This window comes from Arthrobacter sp. R4-81 (genome assembly GCF_054792365.1).
On record NZ_CP096445.1, the window covers coordinates 2976900 to 2995757 of the forward strand.

General features: G+C 61.9%; 17 protein-coding genes and 1 tRNA gene. 2 read left to right on the forward strand and 16 right to left on the reverse strand.

The genetic code is table 11. The features are described 5' to 3' along the window. Nucleotides 1-40: 40 nt before the first annotated feature. Nucleotides 41-1537: a MinD/ParA family ATP-binding protein gene (locus M1E05_RS13850; RefSeq protein WP_461163286.1), complete on the reverse strand. Its 1497-nt coding sequence runs from the start codon at nt 1535-1537 to the stop codon at nt 41-43. Nucleotides 1538-1658: 121 nt separating this feature from the next. After that, nucleotides 1659-5054 (reverse strand): pyruvate carboxylase, encoded by a 3396-nt coding sequence (locus tag M1E05_RS13855; RefSeq protein WP_461163287.1) that lies wholly within the window; start codon nt 5052-5054, stop codon nt 1659-1661. 316 nt (nt 5055-5370) lie between these two features. Between M1E05_RS13855 and M1E05_RS13860 the strand changes: the two genes are divergently transcribed. Then, on the forward strand, nt 5371-6192 hold the full coding sequence (locus M1E05_RS13860) for a ParA family protein (RefSeq protein ID WP_458110892.1): 822 nt from the start codon (nt 5371-5373) through the stop codon (nt 6190-6192). Nucleotides 6193-6363: 171 nt separating this feature from the next. Here the strand turns inward: M1E05_RS13860 and M1E05_RS13865 are convergent, their stop codons facing one another. The 5 genes from M1E05_RS13865 to gcvH form a co-directional block, all read right to left on the reverse strand. After that, nucleotides 6364-6957, reverse strand: coding sequence for a MerR family transcriptional regulator (locus tag M1E05_RS13865; protein WP_247045148.1), 594 nt, complete (start codon nt 6955-6957; stop codon nt 6364-6366). A gap of 237 nt (nt 6958-7194) precedes the next feature. Beyond that, nucleotides 7195-7698, reverse strand: a complete 504-nt coding sequence (locus M1E05_RS13870) for a bifunctional nuclease family protein (protein WP_247045150.1) — start codon at nt 7696-7698, stop codon at nt 7195-7197. Then, nucleotides 7698-8414: a transcriptional regulator FtsR gene (ftsR, locus tag M1E05_RS13875; protein WP_458110893.1), complete on the reverse strand. Its 717-nt coding sequence runs from the start codon at nt 8412-8414 to the stop codon at nt 7698-7700. The genes M1E05_RS13870 and ftsR overlap by 1 nt, the downstream gene beginning before the upstream one ends. A gap of 23 nt (nt 8415-8437) precedes the next feature. Then, complete coding sequence (locus M1E05_RS13880; RefSeq protein WP_309105634.1) at nt 8438-8911, reverse strand: FHA domain-containing protein; 474 nt, start codon at nt 8909-8911, stop codon at nt 8438-8440. A gap of 183 nt (nt 8912-9094) precedes the next feature. Beyond that, nucleotides 9095-9481, reverse strand: a complete 387-nt coding sequence (gcvH, locus tag M1E05_RS13885) for a glycine cleavage system protein GcvH (protein ID WP_309105635.1) — start codon at nt 9479-9481, stop codon at nt 9095-9097. Nucleotides 9482-9613: 132 nt separating this feature from the next. On the opposite strand from gcvH, the gene M1E05_RS13890 reads away from it, so the two are divergent. Next, entirely contained in the window at nt 9614-10486 is an 873-nt protein-coding gene (locus M1E05_RS13890; RefSeq protein ID WP_458110895.1) for a DNA-formamidopyrimidine glycosylase family protein, read from the forward strand. Between the two features lie 104 nt (nt 10487-10590). On the opposite strand, the gene M1E05_RS13895 is transcribed toward M1E05_RS13890, so the two are convergent. From M1E05_RS13895 to M1E05_RS13935, 9 genes are all read right to left on the reverse strand, one after another. Beyond that, a tRNA-Pro gene (locus M1E05_RS13895) sits at nt 10591-10667 on the reverse strand. A 138-nt stretch (nt 10668-10805) separates the two neighbouring features. Next, nucleotides 10806-12356 carry a ribosome biogenesis GTPase Der gene (gene der / locus M1E05_RS13900; RefSeq protein ID WP_458110896.1) on the reverse strand — a complete coding sequence of 517 codons (1551 nt, stop codon included), beginning with the start codon at nt 12354-12356 and terminating at the stop codon, nt 10806-10808. A gap of 10 nt (nt 12357-12366) precedes the next feature. Further along, the gene (locus tag M1E05_RS13905; protein WP_461165249.1) at nt 12367-13050 is read right to left on the reverse strand and encodes a lysophospholipid acyltransferase family protein; all 684 of its coding nucleotides are present in this window, start codon (nt 13048-13050) and stop codon (nt 12367-12369) included. Between the two features lie 25 nt (nt 13051-13075). Further along, nucleotides 13076-13789, reverse strand: a complete 714-nt coding sequence (gene cmk / locus M1E05_RS13910) for a (d)CMP kinase (RefSeq protein WP_461163288.1) — start codon at nt 13787-13789, stop codon at nt 13076-13078. Beyond that, nucleotides 13789-14898 carry a prephenate dehydrogenase gene (locus tag M1E05_RS13915; RefSeq protein ID WP_461163289.1) on the reverse strand — a complete coding sequence of 370 codons (1110 nt, stop codon included), beginning with the start codon at nt 14896-14898 and terminating at the stop codon, nt 13789-13791. Before M1E05_RS13915 ends, cmk begins: the two co-directional genes overlap by 1 nt. 3 nt (nt 14899-14901) lie before the next feature. Further along, complete coding sequence (locus M1E05_RS13920) at nt 14902-16107, reverse strand: pseudouridine synthase (RefSeq protein WP_461163290.1); 1206 nt, start codon at nt 16105-16107, stop codon at nt 14902-14904. Between the two features lie 109 nt (nt 16108-16216). Then, nucleotides 16217-16786, reverse strand: a complete 570-nt coding sequence (gene scpB, locus M1E05_RS13925) for an SMC-Scp complex subunit ScpB (protein ID WP_461165250.1) — start codon at nt 16784-16786, stop codon at nt 16217-16219. An 86-nt stretch (nt 16787-16872) separates the two neighbouring features. Beyond that, nucleotides 16873-17715, reverse strand: coding sequence for a segregation and condensation protein A (locus M1E05_RS13930; protein WP_461163291.1), 843 nt, complete (start codon nt 17713-17715; stop codon nt 16873-16875). Nucleotides 17716-17721: 6 nt separating this feature from the next. After that, entirely contained in the window at nt 17722-18621 is a 900-nt protein-coding gene (locus M1E05_RS13935; protein WP_458110901.1) for a ParA family protein, read from the reverse strand. Nucleotides 18622-18858 lie beyond the last annotated feature (237 nt).

Here is an 18858-nt window from a genome sequence, read left to right on the forward strand (position 1 = left end):
GGCCTGCGCAGACTGTGAGCCTACTCAAGGGGGATGCAACTCAGTTTTGCTGAAGCTCCTCCACCACCAGCGCGGCCAGTTCGACTGCAGCTGCCCTTGTGGCGGGCCGCAGTTGGCGAAGGTCAATTTTGGATCCTTCTGCCAAGTGACGGTCGTGGGGAATCCGCACCACGTTTTTGACCCGGGACAGGAAATGCTGTTCTATCTCGTCAACGTTGACCAGGGTCCCGGCACCGGCAGCCATGTTGATCACTACCGTGGCCTTTGCCACCAGGTCGTGGCGTCCGTGGGCTTCAAGCCAGGACAGCGTTTCGGACGCAAGCCTGGCTTCATCCACGCTTCCGCCTGAAACCAGCACAACGGCATCGGCTTTTTCCAGGGTGCCCTTCATCACGGAGTGAACCATGCCAGTGCCGGAGTCGGTCAGCACGATCGAATAGTAGCGCCCAAGGATGTCGGTTACTGCCCGATAATCCGCGTCGTCGAACGCATGGGCCACCATCGGGTCGGCATCGGAAGCCAGGATGTCCAGGCGCGAACCGTCCCGCGCGGTGTAATTGGAAAGCTGGGCGAAGGAATCAACTGTAAAACGGTCTTTGACCAGTTGGCGTGCCGTGAAGTCCGCTCGTCCTGGTGAGCGGTCCGACAAGGTGCCACGATCAGGATTTGCGTCCAATGCGATGACGCGGTCCTCTCGCAACTCGGCCAGGACCATTCCCAATAGCGTGGTGACGGTTGTCTTACCGACACCGCCCTTGCGGGAGAGCACAGGAACGTAGCGGGTTCTGTCCCCGAGTCGTGAGGCGATGCGGTGCTCTGTGGCCCTCTGGATGCGGACCCTGTCCGAATCCCCTACGTTGACGTAGCCCATTGTTGCGTTGTACAGCCACAGACGCCAGCCGCCCACGGGGGTGGCTGCGGTCTTATTCAGGAGGCGGTCAGCAGTCAGGGATGCCGCTGACTCGGGCCCCTCAGCCCGCTCCCTTCGCTCGCTGATGGGATTGTTCCGCCCGCCTTGGGAACCGTCAGCAGAGGTCTCCACAGGTGCGGCCTCCAACGCCGGGTTCTCCCCGACAGAGACGGGAGTTGCCTCCCCCGCAGGCAACCCGTCTGTCAGGGTTTCCGCTGAGGCGGTTTCAGTGGTGACCTGTTGGAAGGGACCGGCGGTGACAGTGGGCATTCCCTCGGCGGTGGTCGCCGGGACGGACAACGTGGTGAAGGATCCGAGGGAGACTGCAGTCGAAAACTCCTGGCCTTTCGTCACAGCCAGCACGGAGATCTCGTCCTCCTGCATCGGTATTACGGCCGGCGAAGCCGCAGGTTCGGGGGACGTCGGAGCTTCTGGGGCAGAGGCGGGCAGCGATGACGTTTCGGACGCCACGGTTGAAGCAGCATCCTCAGCGGCTGCAGGCTTGGGTTCTGGCTTAGGTGGCAGTTTCACGGGCGGTTTCGCGGGCGGTTTCTGCGCAGCGGCGGCCTTGGTCCTTGGACTCCGGACAGGCCGGGGAGTTGGCTTGGGCGTGTTCGTGTCAGTCATGACTTCCCTTTGGTTTGGAACAGGCAGTGGGGGCGGTACAAGAACCGCCCCCACAGTCTTCCGTCAGCCCCAGCTTAACCCGTACACGCTCCGGATTGGGGCTCTAATTCGCTCCTGGTCTCTACTCGACGACCAGCAGCAAATCCCCGCCTTGAACCTGCTCGATGCTGTTGATCGCAACCCGCGACACGGTACCAGCCAGCGGAGTAGTGATCGAGGCCTCCATCTTCATGGCCTCAATGGTTGCAACGGTATCGCCGGCCTTGACCTCATCCCCCGGCTTGGCAGTCAGAGTCACAGCGCCGGCAAATGGAGCCGCTATGTGCCCCGGCTGCGAAGTGTCCGCTTTTTCAGCTGCCTTGACGTTGCTGACCACCGAACGGTCGCGGACCATAACGGGCCTCGATTGGCCGTTCAAGGTACACATCACGGTCCGCATGCCCTTTTCGTCGGGCTCCGAGACTGCCTCCAGGGAGGCTATCAACCGCACGCCCTTCTCCAGCTGGATCACATGCTCTTCGCCGCGCTGCAGGCCGTACAGGTAGTCACGGGTATCCAGGACCGACAGATTGCCGTAGCTTTCGACGCTCTTGAGGTAGTCCTTGGTCGGGCCCTCAAAAAGGAGCCTGTTCAGCGTCTGTTGGCGGGTCTGGGAATCGGATTGCAAAGCCGCGCTGTCCGCGGCGCTCAGCTCCGCATCCCTGACCTTGATGCTGCGCCCCTGAAGTGCCTTGGTCCGGAAGGGTTCGGGCCAGCCACCCGGCGGGTCACCGAGCTCGCCGGAAAGGAACCCGATGACGGAGTCGGGGATGTCGTAGTTCTGCGGGTTCTCGTTGAAGTCCGCGGGGTCTGCATTGAGGCCGACGAGGTGCAGGGCAAGGTCCCCGACAACCTTTGATGAGGGAGTCACCTTGACGAGGCGCCCGAGGATTCGGTCGGCGGCGGTGTACATGTCCTCGATGGCTTCGAACCGTTCACCAAGCCCCAACGCCATTGCCTGCTGCCGCAGATTGGAAAGCTGCCCGCCTGGAATCTCGTGCTGGTAAACACGGCCTGTGGGACCGGGCAGTCCCGACTCGAAGGGGGCGTATACCCGACGAATGGCTTCCCAGTAGGGTTCCAGCGAGCTCACCTTGGCGAGGTCCAGCCCGGTATCGCGCGGAGTGTGCGCAAGGGCCGCCACGAGGGCTGACGCTGAGGGCTGGCTGGTTGTTCCGGCCAGCGATGCAGAGGCGACATCCACGGCGTCGACTCCCGCTTCCACGGCCGCCAGCAGCGTGGCGAGCTGGCCGCCTGCAGTGTCATGGGTGTGCAAGTGGACCGGGAGGCCGAAACGTTCCCGGAGCGCCGTTACGAGGCGTGCAGCAGCGGCAGGGCGCAGCAGGCCTGCCATGTCCTTGATTGCCAGAATGTGGGCGCCGGCGTCGACGATCTTCCCTGCCAGATCCAGGTAATAGTCCAGCGTGTACAGCTGCTCATTCGGATCCAGCATGTCGCCTGTGTAGCAAAGTGCAACCTCAGCGATAGCCGTGCCCGTGGCACGCACAGCCTTGATGGCAGGAGCCATCTGGCTGACGTCATTGAGGGCATCGAAAATCCGGAAGATATCAATACCCGTGGCGGCAGCTTCGTTGACGAACGCCACCGTTACTTCCTCCGGGTACGGTGTGTAGCCGACAGTATTCCTGCCCCGCAACAGCATCTGGAGACAGATGTTAGGCAACGCCTTCCGCAAGGCTGCAAGCCGCTCCCAGGGATCCTCGCCGAGGAAGCGGAGTGCGACGTCGTAGGTAGCCCCTCCCCAAGCCTCTACAGACAGCAGCTGGGGCAAAAGCTCGGAGACGGCGGGGCCCGCTGCTACCAGGTCCCGGGTCCGCACACGTGTAGCCAGCAGCGACTGGTGGGCATCACGGAAGGTTGTGTCCGTGACCGCTACAGGCTGCTGTGCTCGGAGCTCCGCGGCGAAGCCCTCGGGCCCGAGTTCCAGCAGCCGCTGGCGCGAGCCTGCGGGGAACGTTGACCCGGCTACAACGGGAAGCTTGGACGCGGGATCCGAGTGGACGGTGAGCTCCCCATGGGGTTTGTTGACGGTGACGTCGGCAAGCCAGGTGAGGAGCTTGGTTCCGCGGTCCGCTGAAACACGGGACTTCAGGAGCTCGGGGCGTTCGTCGATGAACGACGTCACCACATTGCCCGCAACAAAGTCGGGATCCTCAAGGACAGCCTGAAGGAAGGAAATGTTCGTGGACACGCCTCGGATACGGAATTCAGCGAGGGACCGCTTGGCCCGTGCCACCGCCGCAGGGTAATCGCGCCCGCGGCAGGTGAGCTTGACCAACATGGAGTCGAAGTGCGGACTGATCTCCGCGCCCGAGTAGACCGTGCCGCCGTCGAGCCTGACCCCGGCGCCGCCGGCAGAGCGGTAGCCAGTGATCTTCCCGACGTCTGGCCGGAATCCATTTGCCGGATCTTCGGTGGTAATCCGGCACTGGAGGGCGGCGCCTTTGAGCTGCACGGTGTCTTGGGAAAGGCCAAGGTCGGCCAGCGTTTCGCCTGACGCGATACGCATCTGCGCCTGAACCAGGTCGACGTCGGTCACCTCTTCGGTGACCGTGTGCTCCACCTGGATGCGGGGGTTCATTTCGATGAAAACGTGCTGGCCGGCCCGCTCGCCTACTGTGTCCACGAGGAACTCAACAGTACCCGCGTTCACGTAATTGAGTGCTTTGGCGAACTTGACGGCGTCGCGGTAAAGAGCCTGCCGGATCCCTTCGTCCAGGTTCGGTGCCGGTGCGATTTCGATGACTTTCTGGTGCCGCCGCTGGATGGAGCAGTCGCGTTCGAAGAGGTGCATCACGTTCCCCTCCGCATCGGCGAGGATCTGCACCTCAATGTGACGGGGGCGCAGGACAGCCTGCTCGAGGAACATCGTCGGATCGCCAAAGGCGGCGTCGGCTTCCCTCATGGCTGCCTGCAAGGCCTCCGGGAGAGCCTCGCGGGTGTCCACCCGGCGCATGCCTCGCCCTCCGCCTCCGGCCACGGCTTTGGCAAAGATGGGGAACCCGATCTCGTCCGCAGCGGCGATGAGCTCGTCAACGTCTTTCGAGGGTGCGCTGGATTTCAGCACCGGCACGCCCGCGTCCCGTGCTGCCTGGAGTGCTGCCACTTTGTTTCCGGCAAGTTCAAGGACGTCGGCCGGTGGGCCCACAAACGTGATACCTGCCGCTTCGGCTGCCCGCGCCAGGTCAGGGTTCTCCGAAAGGAAGCCATACCCGGGGTAGATTGCATCTGCTCCGGATTCCTTGGCCACACGGACGATTTCATCAACATCGAGATACGCCCGGACGGGGTGACCCTCTTGGCCGATCAGATACGCCTCGCCCGCCTTTTGGCGGTGAATCGAGTTGCGGTCCTCATAGGGGAATACAGCAACTGTCTTGGCTCCCAGCTCATAGCCGGCGCGGAAGGCGCGGATAGCGATTTCACCGCGGTTTGCCACCAGAATCTTCGAAAACATACTTCTCCTGCATCATCGCGGGTGTATCGGTAGGTGGTCACAGTGTCTAAGACGGTTACGTTCAAAGACAAATCATTGTGTCCGCTATCACAGAATTATCCGTCATGTCGGACTCCATCTGCAGCGGAACCGCCAGCGGAAGCGCCGTGGACAACCGGGATCAGGCCTCTTCCCCGCCTCGGGGACGGATAAAGCAGGATTTGACTCCAGGTCAACATATGATGAGTTGGGCGGCGCACGGTCGCCCCGGGCTTCGGGACACGCCGAAGCCGACTCTACCCCAACACGGCAACCGGCGTTAGGTATTGGTTTTTCAGTGCAAGTAGTCAGCATCAGCAGCCTCAAAGGCGGTGTCGGTAAGACATCCGTTACCACCGGACTGGCGTCTGCGGCACTCGCCGCCGGCATCCCGACCCTCGTTGTGGATCTTGATCCGCACGCCGACGCCAGCACAGCCATGGGCGTCCAGCCTGACGGTCAGCTGGACATCGGGAGAATGCTCAAGAGTCCCAGGCGCGCCCGGCTGGGCGACAACGTCGTGCCCAGCGGCTGGCTCAAGCGCACCCCCGCGAATGGTGCCGCCGCGCCCGTGCTGGACGTGGCCGTGGGTTCGGCCTACACGGGTATCTATGACCGCCCTGACCTGGGCCGCCGCGATCTGCGAAGGCTTTCGCATGTCCTGGCGACGGCGGACAATTACGAGCTTGTCCTGGTTGACTGCCCGCCCTCACTCAATGGCCTCACTCGGATGGCATGGTCCGCCAGCGACAAGGTAACTCTTGTGGCAGAACCCGGATTGTTTTCTGTTGCCGGGACAGAGCGCACCATGCGTGCCATCCAGCTGTTCCGGCAGGAATTTGCTCCGGGCCTCTCCCCCGCCGGCATTGTCGCAAACAGGGTTCGCAGCGGATCATCAGAACATGCGTTCCGCCTGGCCGAGATGCAGACCATGTTCGGAAAGCTCCTGCTGACCCCCCATATCCCGGAGCAGGCCAACTGGCAACAGATTCAGGGCGCGGCCCACGCAGTCCACCACTGGCCGGGAGATTCAGCCAAGAACTCATCAGCCCTCTACGACGCGCTGCTGCAGAACCTTCTGTCCGCCGGGGAGGACTCGCAGAGGCGGGCGAAGCGTTAGGTACGTCTCCAGGGACGGCACGGCAAACGCCTTCTGGGTAATCATGTTCTGATGTACGACGGCGAAGGCCGCCTTCCTGGTGGAAGGCGGCCTTCGCCGTCGCTGTCTAAATAAATCCGAGCAGCTCACCTGCGCGCAATTTCGAGCCCGGCAGTTCAGCTGCCAGCGGGGTCAACTGATTTTCCGCGCGGCCCGGCGCTTGCTGAGTTCGTCGTCGGGAAAGGACTCCGTGGCATGTTCACTGGGCAGTGCCGCGAGGCTCCCTTCCACTTCGCGCCAGACGCGGCCGACTGCGATACCAAATACGCCCTGGCCGCCTTGGACAAGATCGATAACTTCGTCGGCAGAAGTACATTCGTAAACGCTGGCGCCGTCGCTCATGAGAGTGATCTGCGCGAGGTCTTCGACGCCCCGCTCGCGCAGGTGTTCAACTGCAGTGCGTATCTGCTGCAGGGAAACTCCGGTATCCAGGAGTCGCTTGACCACCTTGAGAACCAGGATGTCACGGAAACCGTAAAGCCGTTGGGAGCCTGAACCGGCTGCACCCCGCACTGCCGGCTCAACCAATCCTGTGCGTGCCCAGTAGTCCAGTTGACGGTAAGTTATCCCCGCTGCCTTGCATGCGGTAGGGCCACGGTAACCTGCATCTTCGTCAAGGACGGGAAGGTCCTCGGTGAAGAGGAGGCCCTGGGCACCGCTTGCGGGCAGGGCAACGCCAGCCGTCGAGGGCTGCTTTAGCTCGCCTGCTTCGCCTTTAGGACTCACGTGGACACTCCTTGTCATCTGCTCCCCCAAGGAAGTTGCAACACAGCGGCACGAACAAAAATCCATCCGTGTAATTCTGCCGCGGCTGCACATTCCAGTGTGACTTGCGCGGCTGCTGTATGCAATGGGAACTTGTATCTTCGACGTTAAGCCTGTGGAGGCGCGAGGTCAAAGATGTAGGGGTGTTTGGAAGAGCGTGTCGAAACTTTCAGGCTGAGCTTTAACCTTAGCGTGACCTCAGCCGTCGAAATCCTCGGGTTCCACGTCATCCAGGAACTCACGGAAGCGCCGTAATTCGCGCTCCTCGTCTACTGTGGGGCCCGGATCGGTCTCTTCACCGTCGTCATGCTCAGTGATCCGGACCCCGGCTTCCTCCATCACAGAGTCGGCGCACCAGATGCGGCATTTTGCCCTCAAAGCCAAAGCCAAAGCATCCGATGCCCGGGAGCTGACGGTGCTGCCATTCTCGAACTGGAGCTGTCCGTAGAAGATGTTGTCCTCAACGGCGACGATGTTGACGCTGACGATGCTGTGGCCGAGGGTCTCCACGACATCAATGAGGAGGTCGTGGGTCATGGGGCGTGGCGGGACAACGCCCTGCTGGGCCAGGGCTATGGCACTGGCCTCGGGAGTTCCGATCCAGATAGGAACATGGCGTTCCCCGTGGATCTCCCGCAGGAGAACCAGTGGCTGATTCGAGGGAAGCTCAATCCTCACCCCGACGATCTCTACTTCTATCATCAGATGTCCATCCGGGAGATTCGGTCCTGAACAAGCGCCCGATGCAAGGACAGGCAGATGTCACTGATCTCACGGGCCGCTTCGGCCGCGCGTGCCTGCGACGCAGCATCCTTGCGTGAGGTGAGGGTGGCAACGGCCCGCTCCACCAGTCCGAATTCACGTTCCGCGGCGGCCTGGAACGGGCGGAGGTGCCGTGGTTCCAGTCCATGGCTCTCCAGCTGGACGCAAGCCCGCGCTACCTGGAGGGCGTGTTCATCGAAGGTGCCGTTGACATGTGAAATGAGTCCGAAGCTCAGCAGTGACTGAAGGAGCGGAACACTTGCCCCTGACTCCGCCCGCAACTGGTCTTCGCTTAGGCGGCGAACGCGTGTCTGCAGTTCCACTGCCAGGTCATCCGAAACGATGCGGGGGGACACATTGACGCCCGGAGGCATGTTGTCCGGGCGTTCCCCCCGGTCTATGGCGTCAAGGTAATCCTTGATCACCTTTAGCGGCAGGTACTGGTCGCGCTGCAGAGCAAGTACGAACCGCAACCGTTCGACGTCGCCGTCTGAATACTGCCGATATCCTGCAGGAGTCCGCTGCGGATTGATGAGGCCCTTTTCCTCAAGGAATCTGATTTTCGACGCGGTCATATTGGGAAAGTCATCGCTCAGCTGCGCCAGCACTTCCCCAATATTCAGGACTTGCGGTCCCCGCCGTTCCGGCTGTGCCATGGCCACAGGCAACTACTCCGTAATCAGCCCTGGCCTGCGCGGGCAGGGCTCAGGTAGAACGTAAGACGGAATTTTCCAATCTGGACTTCGTCTCCGGACCTGAGCTCAAGGGCGTCGACCCGGTCATGGTTAATGTAGGTTCCATTGAGGCTGCCCGTATCAACGACTTCGAAGCTGCGATCGGTACGGCGGAATTCCACATGCCGGCGAGAGACCGTGACGTCGTCGAGGAAGATGTCCGCATCAGGGTGGCGTCCCGCCGTGGTCACATCCGAGTCCAGCAGAAATCTTGCCCCCGCATTTGGACCGCTGTGTGCTACGAGCAGGGCAGAACCGTGAGGCAGGGCCTCGACGGCGGCCCGCTCCTCGCGGGACAACTGCGGAGCAATGGCCGGCTCATCCCGAACAGGGGTGAGATTGATGGAGGTGGTTTCCGACGACTTCGTCTCACCCTTACCGAAAATACCTCTGGCTCGGTGACGTTCATGGCCAACCATGGTTCCTCCTCATCCGTTGCAGCCGCCCCGCCTGCAAACAACCCGTCTCGTCCGGAAATGCCTGGCACATCCGATCTGCGGCGCGTCGTCCGGCCATCGATTACTCAATCGAACATCCAAATCGATCGCTCGAATCAGACGCTCATCAAAGTTCAATGGCCGGACGTCGCTGCCCAGTAATCTTTAGCCTACCTGTTGTTCGTACTCGGCTGCACTGAGTAGTGAATCAACCGCGTCAGGTTCCGCCAGCTTCACTTCGATCAGCCAGCCGTCGCCGTAAGGATCTGAATTGATCAGGGCCGAATCGGTGTCCAACGATTCGTTGCGGGCAACCACCTCGCCCGTGACCGGTGCATAAATGTCGCTGACGCTCTTGGTTGATTCGACTTCGCCAACGACGTCGTTTGCCTTCACCGTTGTTCCTACCTCGGGCATCTGCGCGTAGACGACGTCGCCGAGTGCGTCCTGCGCGAAGTCCGTGATTCCCACGCGCACAACGCCGTCGGCATTGGGCGCCGAGACCCATTCGTGTTCCGCAGTGTAGGAGAGGTCTTCCGGGATGTTGCTCATCAGGGGGCCTTTCATCGGGTCAAACACCAATGTCAACGGAAGCCTGCTGAACAAGCCGCCGCTGAAAGTATAGGCACATCAAACCCTCCGAAGGCCGCTGATTTTGCGACCTCCCTGTGGCACAGTGGTGACATGCCAGAACTCCCCGAAGTGGCCGGGCTGACTGCCTTCCTGGGCTCCCAGCTTCGTGGTGCAGTAATGACGCGGTTTCAGGTTGTCTCCTTCGCCGTGCTCAAGACGGCCGATCCGCCTTACTCGGCTCTTGAGGACAGGGAAATTAAGGGAGTACAACGCTATGGAAAATTCATCAGCATAGATGCCGGCAACATCTTTCTGGTCTTCCACTTGGCGAAGGCCGGCTGGCTGCGGTACACGGAATCGCCCACTTCAACCCAGCTCCGTATGGGCAAAGGGCATATTGCCGCACGCTTTGCCCTGACGCGTGGACCGGACGTGCACATCGGTATCGACCTGACTGAGGCAGGGACAAGGAAAAGCCTCGCCGTCTACGTTGTCCGGGACCCCCTTCATGTGCCCGGTATCGCCACCCTCGGGCCGGATCCGCTGAATCCTTCTTTCGACTTCGAAACATTTGCCGCGATCTTGGCCTCGAACCCGCACCAGATCAAGGGAGTGCTGCGTAATCAGGGAACAATTGCGGGCATAGGAAACGCGTACAGCGACGAAATCCTGCACGCCGCCAGGATCTCACCCTTCGCCGTCGCCAAGTCCCTGGACCGGCCTACAGTCCAGGTGCTCTATGACCAGATCCACACAGTGCTGGGAGCCGCCGTGGCCGAGGCCGTCGGCAAGGCTCCAAACGAGCTCAAGGACGCCAAACGAAGCACAATGCGGGTCCATGGCCGGGCAGGTCAGGTATGCCCCGTGTGCGGTGATACGGTCCGGGAGGTTTCTTTCGCGGACACAGCCCTGCAATATTGCCCCACCTGCCAGACCAAAGGGAAAATTCTCGCGGATCGCCGAACTTCAAAGTTCCTGAAGTAAGCCGGGCGCGCGGTCGAAGTTCCTGACGCACAGGGGAACTGTCAGAATCCCGCGGACACAACAAAACCCCGCCGATCCAGTGAAGGATCGACGGGGTTTTTGGTTGGTCGGGCTGACAGGATTTGAACCTGCGACCCCTTGACCCCCAGTCAAGTGCGCTACCAAGCTGCGCTACAGCCCGTCAGTTCCGCCGTTCTCCGCTTCGATGAGATCTGAGAATTTCATCTAAGCAGTCCGGCCGAACCACCTCCAAAAGCTTACACGATTCCGGAGGGTGCCTGTGACACCTAAGGGGCATCACCGGCCAGGTGTGTCCAGATTAACGCTTCTTGCCGCGCTTTTCGCGCACCCGCATGTTGACCTCGATAGGGGTGCCCTCGAAGCCGAAGGTTTCGCGCAGGCGGCGGGTGATGAAGCGGCGGTATCCCGGGTCCAGGAAGCCGGTGGTGAACAGGACGAACTTCGGCGGACGGCTCGACGCCTGGGTGCCGAAGAGAATACGGGGCTGCTTGCCGCCGCGGACCGGGTGCGGGTGTGCCGCGACTAGCTCACCAAGGAAGGCGTTGAGCCTGCCCGTGGGGATGCGCTTGTCCCAGCTCTCAAGGGCCACGTCAAGGGCAGGGACCAGCTTGTCTTTGTGCCAACCGGTCTTCGCTGAGATGTTTACGCGGGGTGCCCAGGCCACATGGGCGAGATCCTGGTCAATTTCACGCTCCAGGTACTTCCGGCGCTCGTCATCCAGCAGGTCCCACTTATTGAATGCCAGGACCAGTGCGCGGCCGGACTCGATAGCCAGCTGCAGGATGCGGACGTCCTGCTCGCTGAGCACCTCATCCACTGCCAGGAGCACCACCGCAACCTCGGCCTTCTCGAGCGCAGCCTGGGTCCTCAGGGAGGCGTAGAAATCCGCACCCTGGGCCATGTGCTGCCGGCGGCGGATGCCAGCGGTGTCGACAAAACGCCAGGTCCTGCCGCCGAGCTCGATGAATTCGTCGACGGGGTCGCGGGTGGTACCGGCAGTATTGTCCACCACTACCCGCTCCGAACCGGCCAACTTGTTGAGCAGTGAAGATTTGCCGACGTTTGGCCGGCCGATCAACGCGACCCGGCGCGGGCCACCGGAGCGCTCAAGGCCCTCGATGGTGGAGAACTCCGGGAGCGTATCCATGACGTGGTCAAGAAGATCTGCCACACCGCGGCCGTGAAGCGCCGAAACAGGGTAGGGCTCGCCGAATCCCAGGCCCCAGAGTGTTGACGAGTCTGCTTCCTGCGCGAAGTCATCCACCTTGTTGGCCACCATGATGACCGGCTTCTTGCTCTTCCGGAGCATCTTCATAACGCCTTCATCGGTAGCTGTAGCACCGACCGCGGAATCAACTACGAAGAGCACGGCGTCAGCCAGCTCCACCGCCATCTCCGCCTGCTCTGCAACCCGGGCGTGGATACCGCGGGCATCATGCTCCCAGCCGCCGGTATCCACAATGGTGAAGTTGCGGCCATTCCAGTGCGCCGAGTACATCACGCGGTCACGGGTGACTCCGGGGGTGTCCTCTACTACTGCCTCACGGCGACCAAGGATCCTGTTGACCAGTGTGGATTTGCCCACGTTCGGGCGGCCGATGATGGCTAGAACGGGATCCAGCTTGACCGGTCCGTCAAAGTCCTCATCCGCGTAGAGCCCGTCAAGGAGGGCTGCGTCTTCCTCATCAAGGTCATAGTCTTCCAGCCCGGCCCGAAGGGAGGCCGCGCGGACCTCCGCCTCGTCGTCGTCCAGGGCTGCAAGGTTCTCCGCCACCTGGTCCGTGCCGGTGGGCGTGTATTCGTCTTCGCCGGGGCCAAAATTGCCGGAGGTTTGAGTCGTATCGCTCATTGCACTTTCCTTAGTGGTGGTCTGCCGGCGTCCCGGCTACTGCTTCATAACGTTTTTGCGGGGAATCCGCGAGGGGCAGAGACTGCCCGCTGACTTGAATTGCTTGCTGGATGTGCTGCGCCAACGCAGCACGGATCTCGATCCCCGCCCTGTCCATTGAAACACGCCCGGTCTCGCCGGGTTTGCGGGCAATGTGGAGGGGCTCACCGAAATGGACGTGAAGTTGCCTGCGCGGCCGGGGCAAGGCGTCGAGGTGCTCGCCTGTGATCCTGGTGCCGAGAATTGCAACCGGCACAACCGTTGCACCGGAATTGAGCGCCAGCCAGGCCACACCATTATTGATCGAGGATGCTGACCCACTCCCCCGGGTTCCTTCGGGAAGTATGCCTACGCACCGGCCGGCGTCGAGCATGTTCTTGCTGAGCTGGAGCGCTTGGCGGTCGCCCGCGCGGTCAACCGGCAACTGGCCGGACGCGCGGAGAACCTGTCCGAGGAAGCCGGTGAACAACTCTTTTTTGACGAGGATGTGCATGGGCCGTGGGGCCGCACCGAACATCAGAGGCCCGTCGAGGAAGCTGATGTGGTTGGCCGCGAAAATCACCGGACCGGTCGACGGCACCTTGGTGCGGCCAAGGATTGTGGTGCGGTAAAGGACATGGGTCAGGAACCAACCAACGGGTCGGCTCCATGCCATGCTCAGACCGGCCCGAAGTCCGGGCTTAGTCACGGTTGAGTGCCTTGGTGACGATGGCGAGGGCGGCGTCCACGGTCCCGTCAAAGTCGAGGTCTGAGGAGTCAAGGGTGACAACGCCGTCGGCGGCCTGGGTGAAGTTCACAACTGTGGAATCCTTGGCATCCCGATGCGTCACCTGGGCGGCAAGCTCCTGCTCGTTCTGTGAGCCGCCGAGCTGGATGCCCCGTCTGCGTAGCCTTGCTTCTTCGCTTGCGGTCAGAAGCATCCGGACTTCAGCGCCTGGTGCCACAACAGTGGTGATGTCCCGGCCTTCCACCACGATGCGCCGGTGGTGCTGTTCGATGAGTTCACGTTGGCGCCGGATCAGCTCGGTGCGGGCGCCAAGGGTGGTTGCAACAGCGCTGACAGCCGCGGAAATAGCGGGCTCCCGGATCTCCTCGGTCACTTCCGCACCGCCAACCCTGACGTATTCCTCCAACGGACTCGTGCTGATTGCCAACGGCAACTCCTCGGCTGCCTGCTCCACGGCGGCCCGGTCCTCCAGGTCGATGCCCTGGTCAAGGCAGTACCAGGTAAGTGCCCGGTACATTGCGCCGGTATCCAAATAGGCAAGGCGGAGTCGGCGTGCCACTTCCCGGCTCACACTTGACTTGCCCGAGCCTGACGGACCGTCGATAGCCACAACAAGGTCCCGGCCCTGCCGCAGCGCAGGCAATGTATCGATGAGTTCCTGTGTCATTACTGAAGTACCCGCCATCCGCGGTCGTTGAGTGCCTCGATCAGCAAATCATGCTTGTTTGGCAGAACGGATAATTCCACCATGCCAACATTCTGCCCTGAAGAATGGTCCAGGCGCAGGTCTTCGAGGTTAACGCCAATCTCGCCGATCTCGGTGAGGAGGCGCGCGATTTGGCCTGGCCGGTCATCCACAAGGACAGTAAGCCAGGAATATGCCTGCGGCGGGCCGCCATGTTTGCCGGGAATGCGGGATTGCCCGGCGTTGCCCTCGCTGATCAGCTGGGCAAGGTCCAGGCGCGCTCCGGGAGCGAGCGGATCCTCCAACGTGCCGATGAGGCGATTAAGGTCTTCGCGGACTCCGTGAAGAATTTCCACGACCTTCTCCGCATTCGCACCAAGGATCTGAACCCAGAGGGTGGGATCACTCGCTGCTATGCGGGTGGTGTCACGCAGACCGTTTCCGGCCAGCGAAAGGGCGTGCAGGGGGGTACCTTGCAGGCGGCTGGCCAGCAGCGACGACATCACTTGAGGCAGGTGCGAAACCAAAGCCACAGCTTCGTCGTGTTCAGCGGCGTCGAACTGGGAAACAATGGCCCCAAGATCTGTCGCCAGCGCGTGCGCCGTCAGGAGGGCATCGGGCAGAGTTTCCTCGGAAGGGCACAGGACCCAGGGCATGGACGTGAAAAGTTCACCCCTTGCCGCAACCGGCCCGGCTTTCTCCCGTCCGGCCATGGGATGTGTGCCCACGTACCTGCCAAGGTCTGCGCCACGACGACGCAGTTCCTGCTGGATCCCCGCCTTGACGCTGGCGATGTCGACGACGACAGCCCCGGGGTAGTCCCCCAGGGCACGTTCGACGACATCGGCGGTAACGTCCGGAGGAGCAGCCACCACCACCAGTTCGGGCTGCTCCGTTCCCAGCCCGGACAGGGGAAGCCCTGCCCCGATGTCAACGGCAACTGCCTGGTTGGTAGGTGACGGATCCGAAAGGAAAACGGGGACACCCCGGCCGCGGAGGCCAAGACCGATGCTGGTACCGAGCAGCCCGGTACCAATCACCACCACGGGGCCATTCAGATGGCCGCGCCCGTGAGTACCGAATGCCGACATTCCTTAGAGCCCCACTGATGCCAGCAGGTGGCCGACTTCCTGCTTGCCCAGGTTCCGGATGCTGCCCTGGCGCTGGTCGCCCAGACCGATGGGACCGACCTTGACCCGGACAAGCCGGAGAACAGGGAAGCCCACGGCGTCGAAGAGTCGGCGCACGATCCGGTTCTTACCGGAGTGGAGTACTACTTCGATCAGCACGTGGCCGGGTGTGGAATCCACCAGCTTGAAGGAGTCGACAGAAGCAATGCCGTCCTCAAGCTCAACGCCGGCACGCAGTTGGGCGCCGACTCCCTGGGGGAAAGGGCCCCGCACCTGGACGAGGTACGTCTTGGGCACTTCGTAGGAAGGGTGTGTCAGGCGGTTCGCCAGCTCGCCGTCGTTGGTCAGCAGCAACAGACCCTCGGTGGCGACGTCGAGACGGCCCACGTGGAACAGCCGTTCGCCATGGCTGTTACGGACAAAATCGCTGATGCACGGGCGTCCGTCGGGATCCTCCATCGTGGAAACAACACCCTTGGGCTTGTTGAACACCATGTACACGAGGGACTCGTCGAGCTGGATGCGCAGGCCGTCCACGTGGATGACTGCAGTTTTGGGATCGACGCGGACGCCGAGTTCGGTAACAACCTGGCCGTCGACTTCCACGCGGCCTTCAGCGATCATCTCCTCGCACACGCGCCTGGAGGCGACGCCGGCCTGAGCCATGACCTTCTGCAGCCTGATGCCGTCGGCATCGTGGAGCTCTGACTGGGGTACTTCGTTGCGCGGGCCGCGTTTTCGGGCAGGCTTCCGCACCGGCCCAAGGTTCTGGCCGAAGCGTTCGCTGCCGAAGGCGCGCGGGCCCGCGGAATTCTGTGCACCCGTCCGCGGCTTGGGCTTCAGCGCCCCGGGTGTGCCGGGAGTTTTTCCTGCGCCGGGCTTCCGGGCGGCAGGCTTCCTGGCCGATGGCTTCGCACCGGTCTTCCAATCACCCGACTTGGCTGCGTCGGTTCCCCTGCCCGCCGGGGCGCTGCCCGTGGGCTGCTCATCGGGGTCGATGAAGCGCTCCTCGCGGGGCTTGGGGTGCTTAAAGGGGCGGTCTCCGCCGCCCTTGGAGAAATCGCGCTGGCCAGCATTACGCTGCGCTCCAGTGCGTGGTCCTGCATTGCGTCCTGAACTGTTACGTCCTGAACTGCTACGTGGTGAACCCTGGCGTCCCGCCTGTGTCATGACCCGTCCTTCGTTAATGTGGCCGAACTGTGTATCTCTCTTCAACACACTAGCCAGCCGTGCAGAATCTTTCTGCCCTTGTGGTTACTCTCGCGCAGGCCTGAGCGGCCTACATTCTTCCGGCATCATAAAATTCTTCTATGCCTTCAAGCCCCGGAAGATGGGGTGAAAGCTGAGGCAACTCAGCCACCGAGCCGATTCCCATGCGTTCAAGGAAATACGACGTTGTGCGGTACAGGATGGCCCCGGATTCGGGGTCGTTTCCTGACTCCTCAATCAGTCCGCGTTGGGTGAGGGTCCGCACAACGGAGTCAACATTAACCCCACGAATTGCAGACACCCTCGCCCGCGAAACGGGCTGGCGGTAAGCGATGACGGTGAGCGTCTCAAGCGCCGCCTGCGTCAGCCTGGCTGTCTGTCCTTCAAGCACAAAGCTGCCGACCAGATCGGCGAACTCTGCGCGGGAATAGATCCGCCAGCCTCCGGCGATACTCCGCAATTCAAAACCCCGGGGGCTGGTTCCGAAGCCAGCATCGCTGGCATCGTCCATGTCCGGGGCTTTAACAGTATAGCCGTTATACTCGCGCTGCAGTTCCGCCAGGAGCTGTTCGACGACGTCGACGGTCAGGTTGAGCCCGGCAGCAAGCTCAGTGGGCGTGGCCGGCTGGTCGATAACCATCAGAACGGCTTCCAAAGCTGCGCGGGCGCCGCCCGGGAGTTTTGACAGGTCGTTTCCCGTCTGATCGGGTGCCGCAACCGGTTCATTCACGGCTGTTCCTCATATTCTTCGCTCAGATTCTCGCTGCTCCAGGAAGCAGTATCAGCCGTCCAATGAATTGTCAGGTCGCCCAGCGGCTGGAGCTGGTCAAATCCGACCGCCTTGTCCCGGTACAACTCAAGCAGCGCCAGGAAGCGGGCCACCACCACGAGGGTGGACTCGGCATCGTAGATCAGGGCCCTGAAAGACAGAGGCTTTCCCTGCTGCAGCTTCAGCCCGATGATCTCTGCCTGCTCTTTGACGCTCACAGTAGAGCCGTGAAGGTGGGCAAGGCCCACTTGGGTAGCGGGGACATCCTTTGGCTTCAGGGCCGACTGGGCGAGGGCAGCGAACTGTTCGGGAGTATGCCGCCAGACGAGTTCAGGAAGCAATGCCGCAAAATGGCCCTCGAGTGCCACCTGCCGCGGGTAGCGGCCTGCTTCCAGTTCCAGTGTTGAATTGATGAGGCCGGCAACCTCTTTGAAGGCCTTGTACTGGAGGAGCCGGGCGAAGAGGAGGTCCCTGGCCTCGAGCAGGGCAATATCCTCGTCGTCCTCGACTTCTCCAGCAGGAAGGAGCCGGGCTGCCTTGAGGTCAAGGAGTGTTGCGGCTATCACCAGGAATTCGCTGGCCTCATCCAGGGCCCATTCCTCGCCGAGTTTCTGCAGCCCCCGGATGTATTTGATGAATTCATCGGTGACCGTTGCCAGCGCCACCTCCGTGATATCAAGCTGATGCTTGGAGATAAGACCAAGGAGGAGGTCGAAAGGGCCGGTGAAATTCGCCAGGCGCACTTCGAAGCCCGGCTTCTTAGCTACGCCCGTCTCCGCAACATCGACTGCTGTGGTCATCGGTGGCTAGGGTGCGCCACCGCGCGAGATCAGTTCTTTGGCCAGGTTCCGGTACGCATCAGCGCCTATGTGGTTAGCTGCGTAGCTGGTGATGGGTTCAGCGGCTACGGTTGCGTCGGCGAACTTGATGGAACGCTTGATGACGGTTTCGAAGACTTTGTCCCCAAAGGCCTCCACCAGCCGCGTGATGACCTCACGGCTGTGCAGCGTCCGGGCGTCGTACATAGTGGCCAGCACACCGTCCACCTGGAGCCTGGGGTTCAGCCGGTCCTGCACCTTGTCGATCGTTTCCACGAGCAGGGCCACAGCGCGCAGCGCAAAGAACTCACAGATCAGCGGAATGATAACGCCGTGGGCCGCAGTAAGGGCATTGACGGTCAGCAGGCCGAGAGAGGGCTGGCAGTCGATGAGAACGACGTCGTAGTCATCCTCAACGCTCTTCAGCGCCCGGTCCAGAACCTGTTCACGCGCGACTTCATTAACCAGCTGGACCTCGGCCGCGGAGAGGTCGATGTTTGCCGGGAGCAGGTGAACGTTCTCCACGCCTGTCTGGTGGATGGCATCGCGGATGTCCACCTTGCGGTCCATAAGCACGTTATAGACGGTCAGGTCGAGCTCATGCGGGTTAACGCCGAGGCCCGCGGACAAGGCGCCCTGGGGATCGAAGTCCACCAGGAGGACGCGCCGCCCGTACTCGGCCAGGGCCGCGGCGAGATTGATAGTGGAGGTGGTTTTACCCACCCCACCCTTTTGGTTCACCATGGCTATCACACGCGCCGGCCCGTGGGATGTCAGCGGGGCGGGTTCCGGAAACTCACGGTGGGGGCGTCCTGTGGGACCCATGACCGCGTCTTCCAGATCGAGGTCCATGCCTTCCAGAGTTGCTGAACCGTGTTCGCTGCTCACGTATCTATCCACACTTTCGATGACGGTGATTATTGCCGGCGCATTTTTCCGGTGATTGTTGCCGCTGATCTCCTGCCGCTGGCTTCCCAGCGCCGATCCTGCTTCTTCCCAAGGTTACAGCGCCGCGCCTGGTATTCAACGAACCACGACACGCCCCCTTGCCCGCGCCTTTACCTTCTGGTATAGCTTCAAGGTTGCCGACGGGAATACGGAAACCGCCCGCTCAGCGTCTGCTGT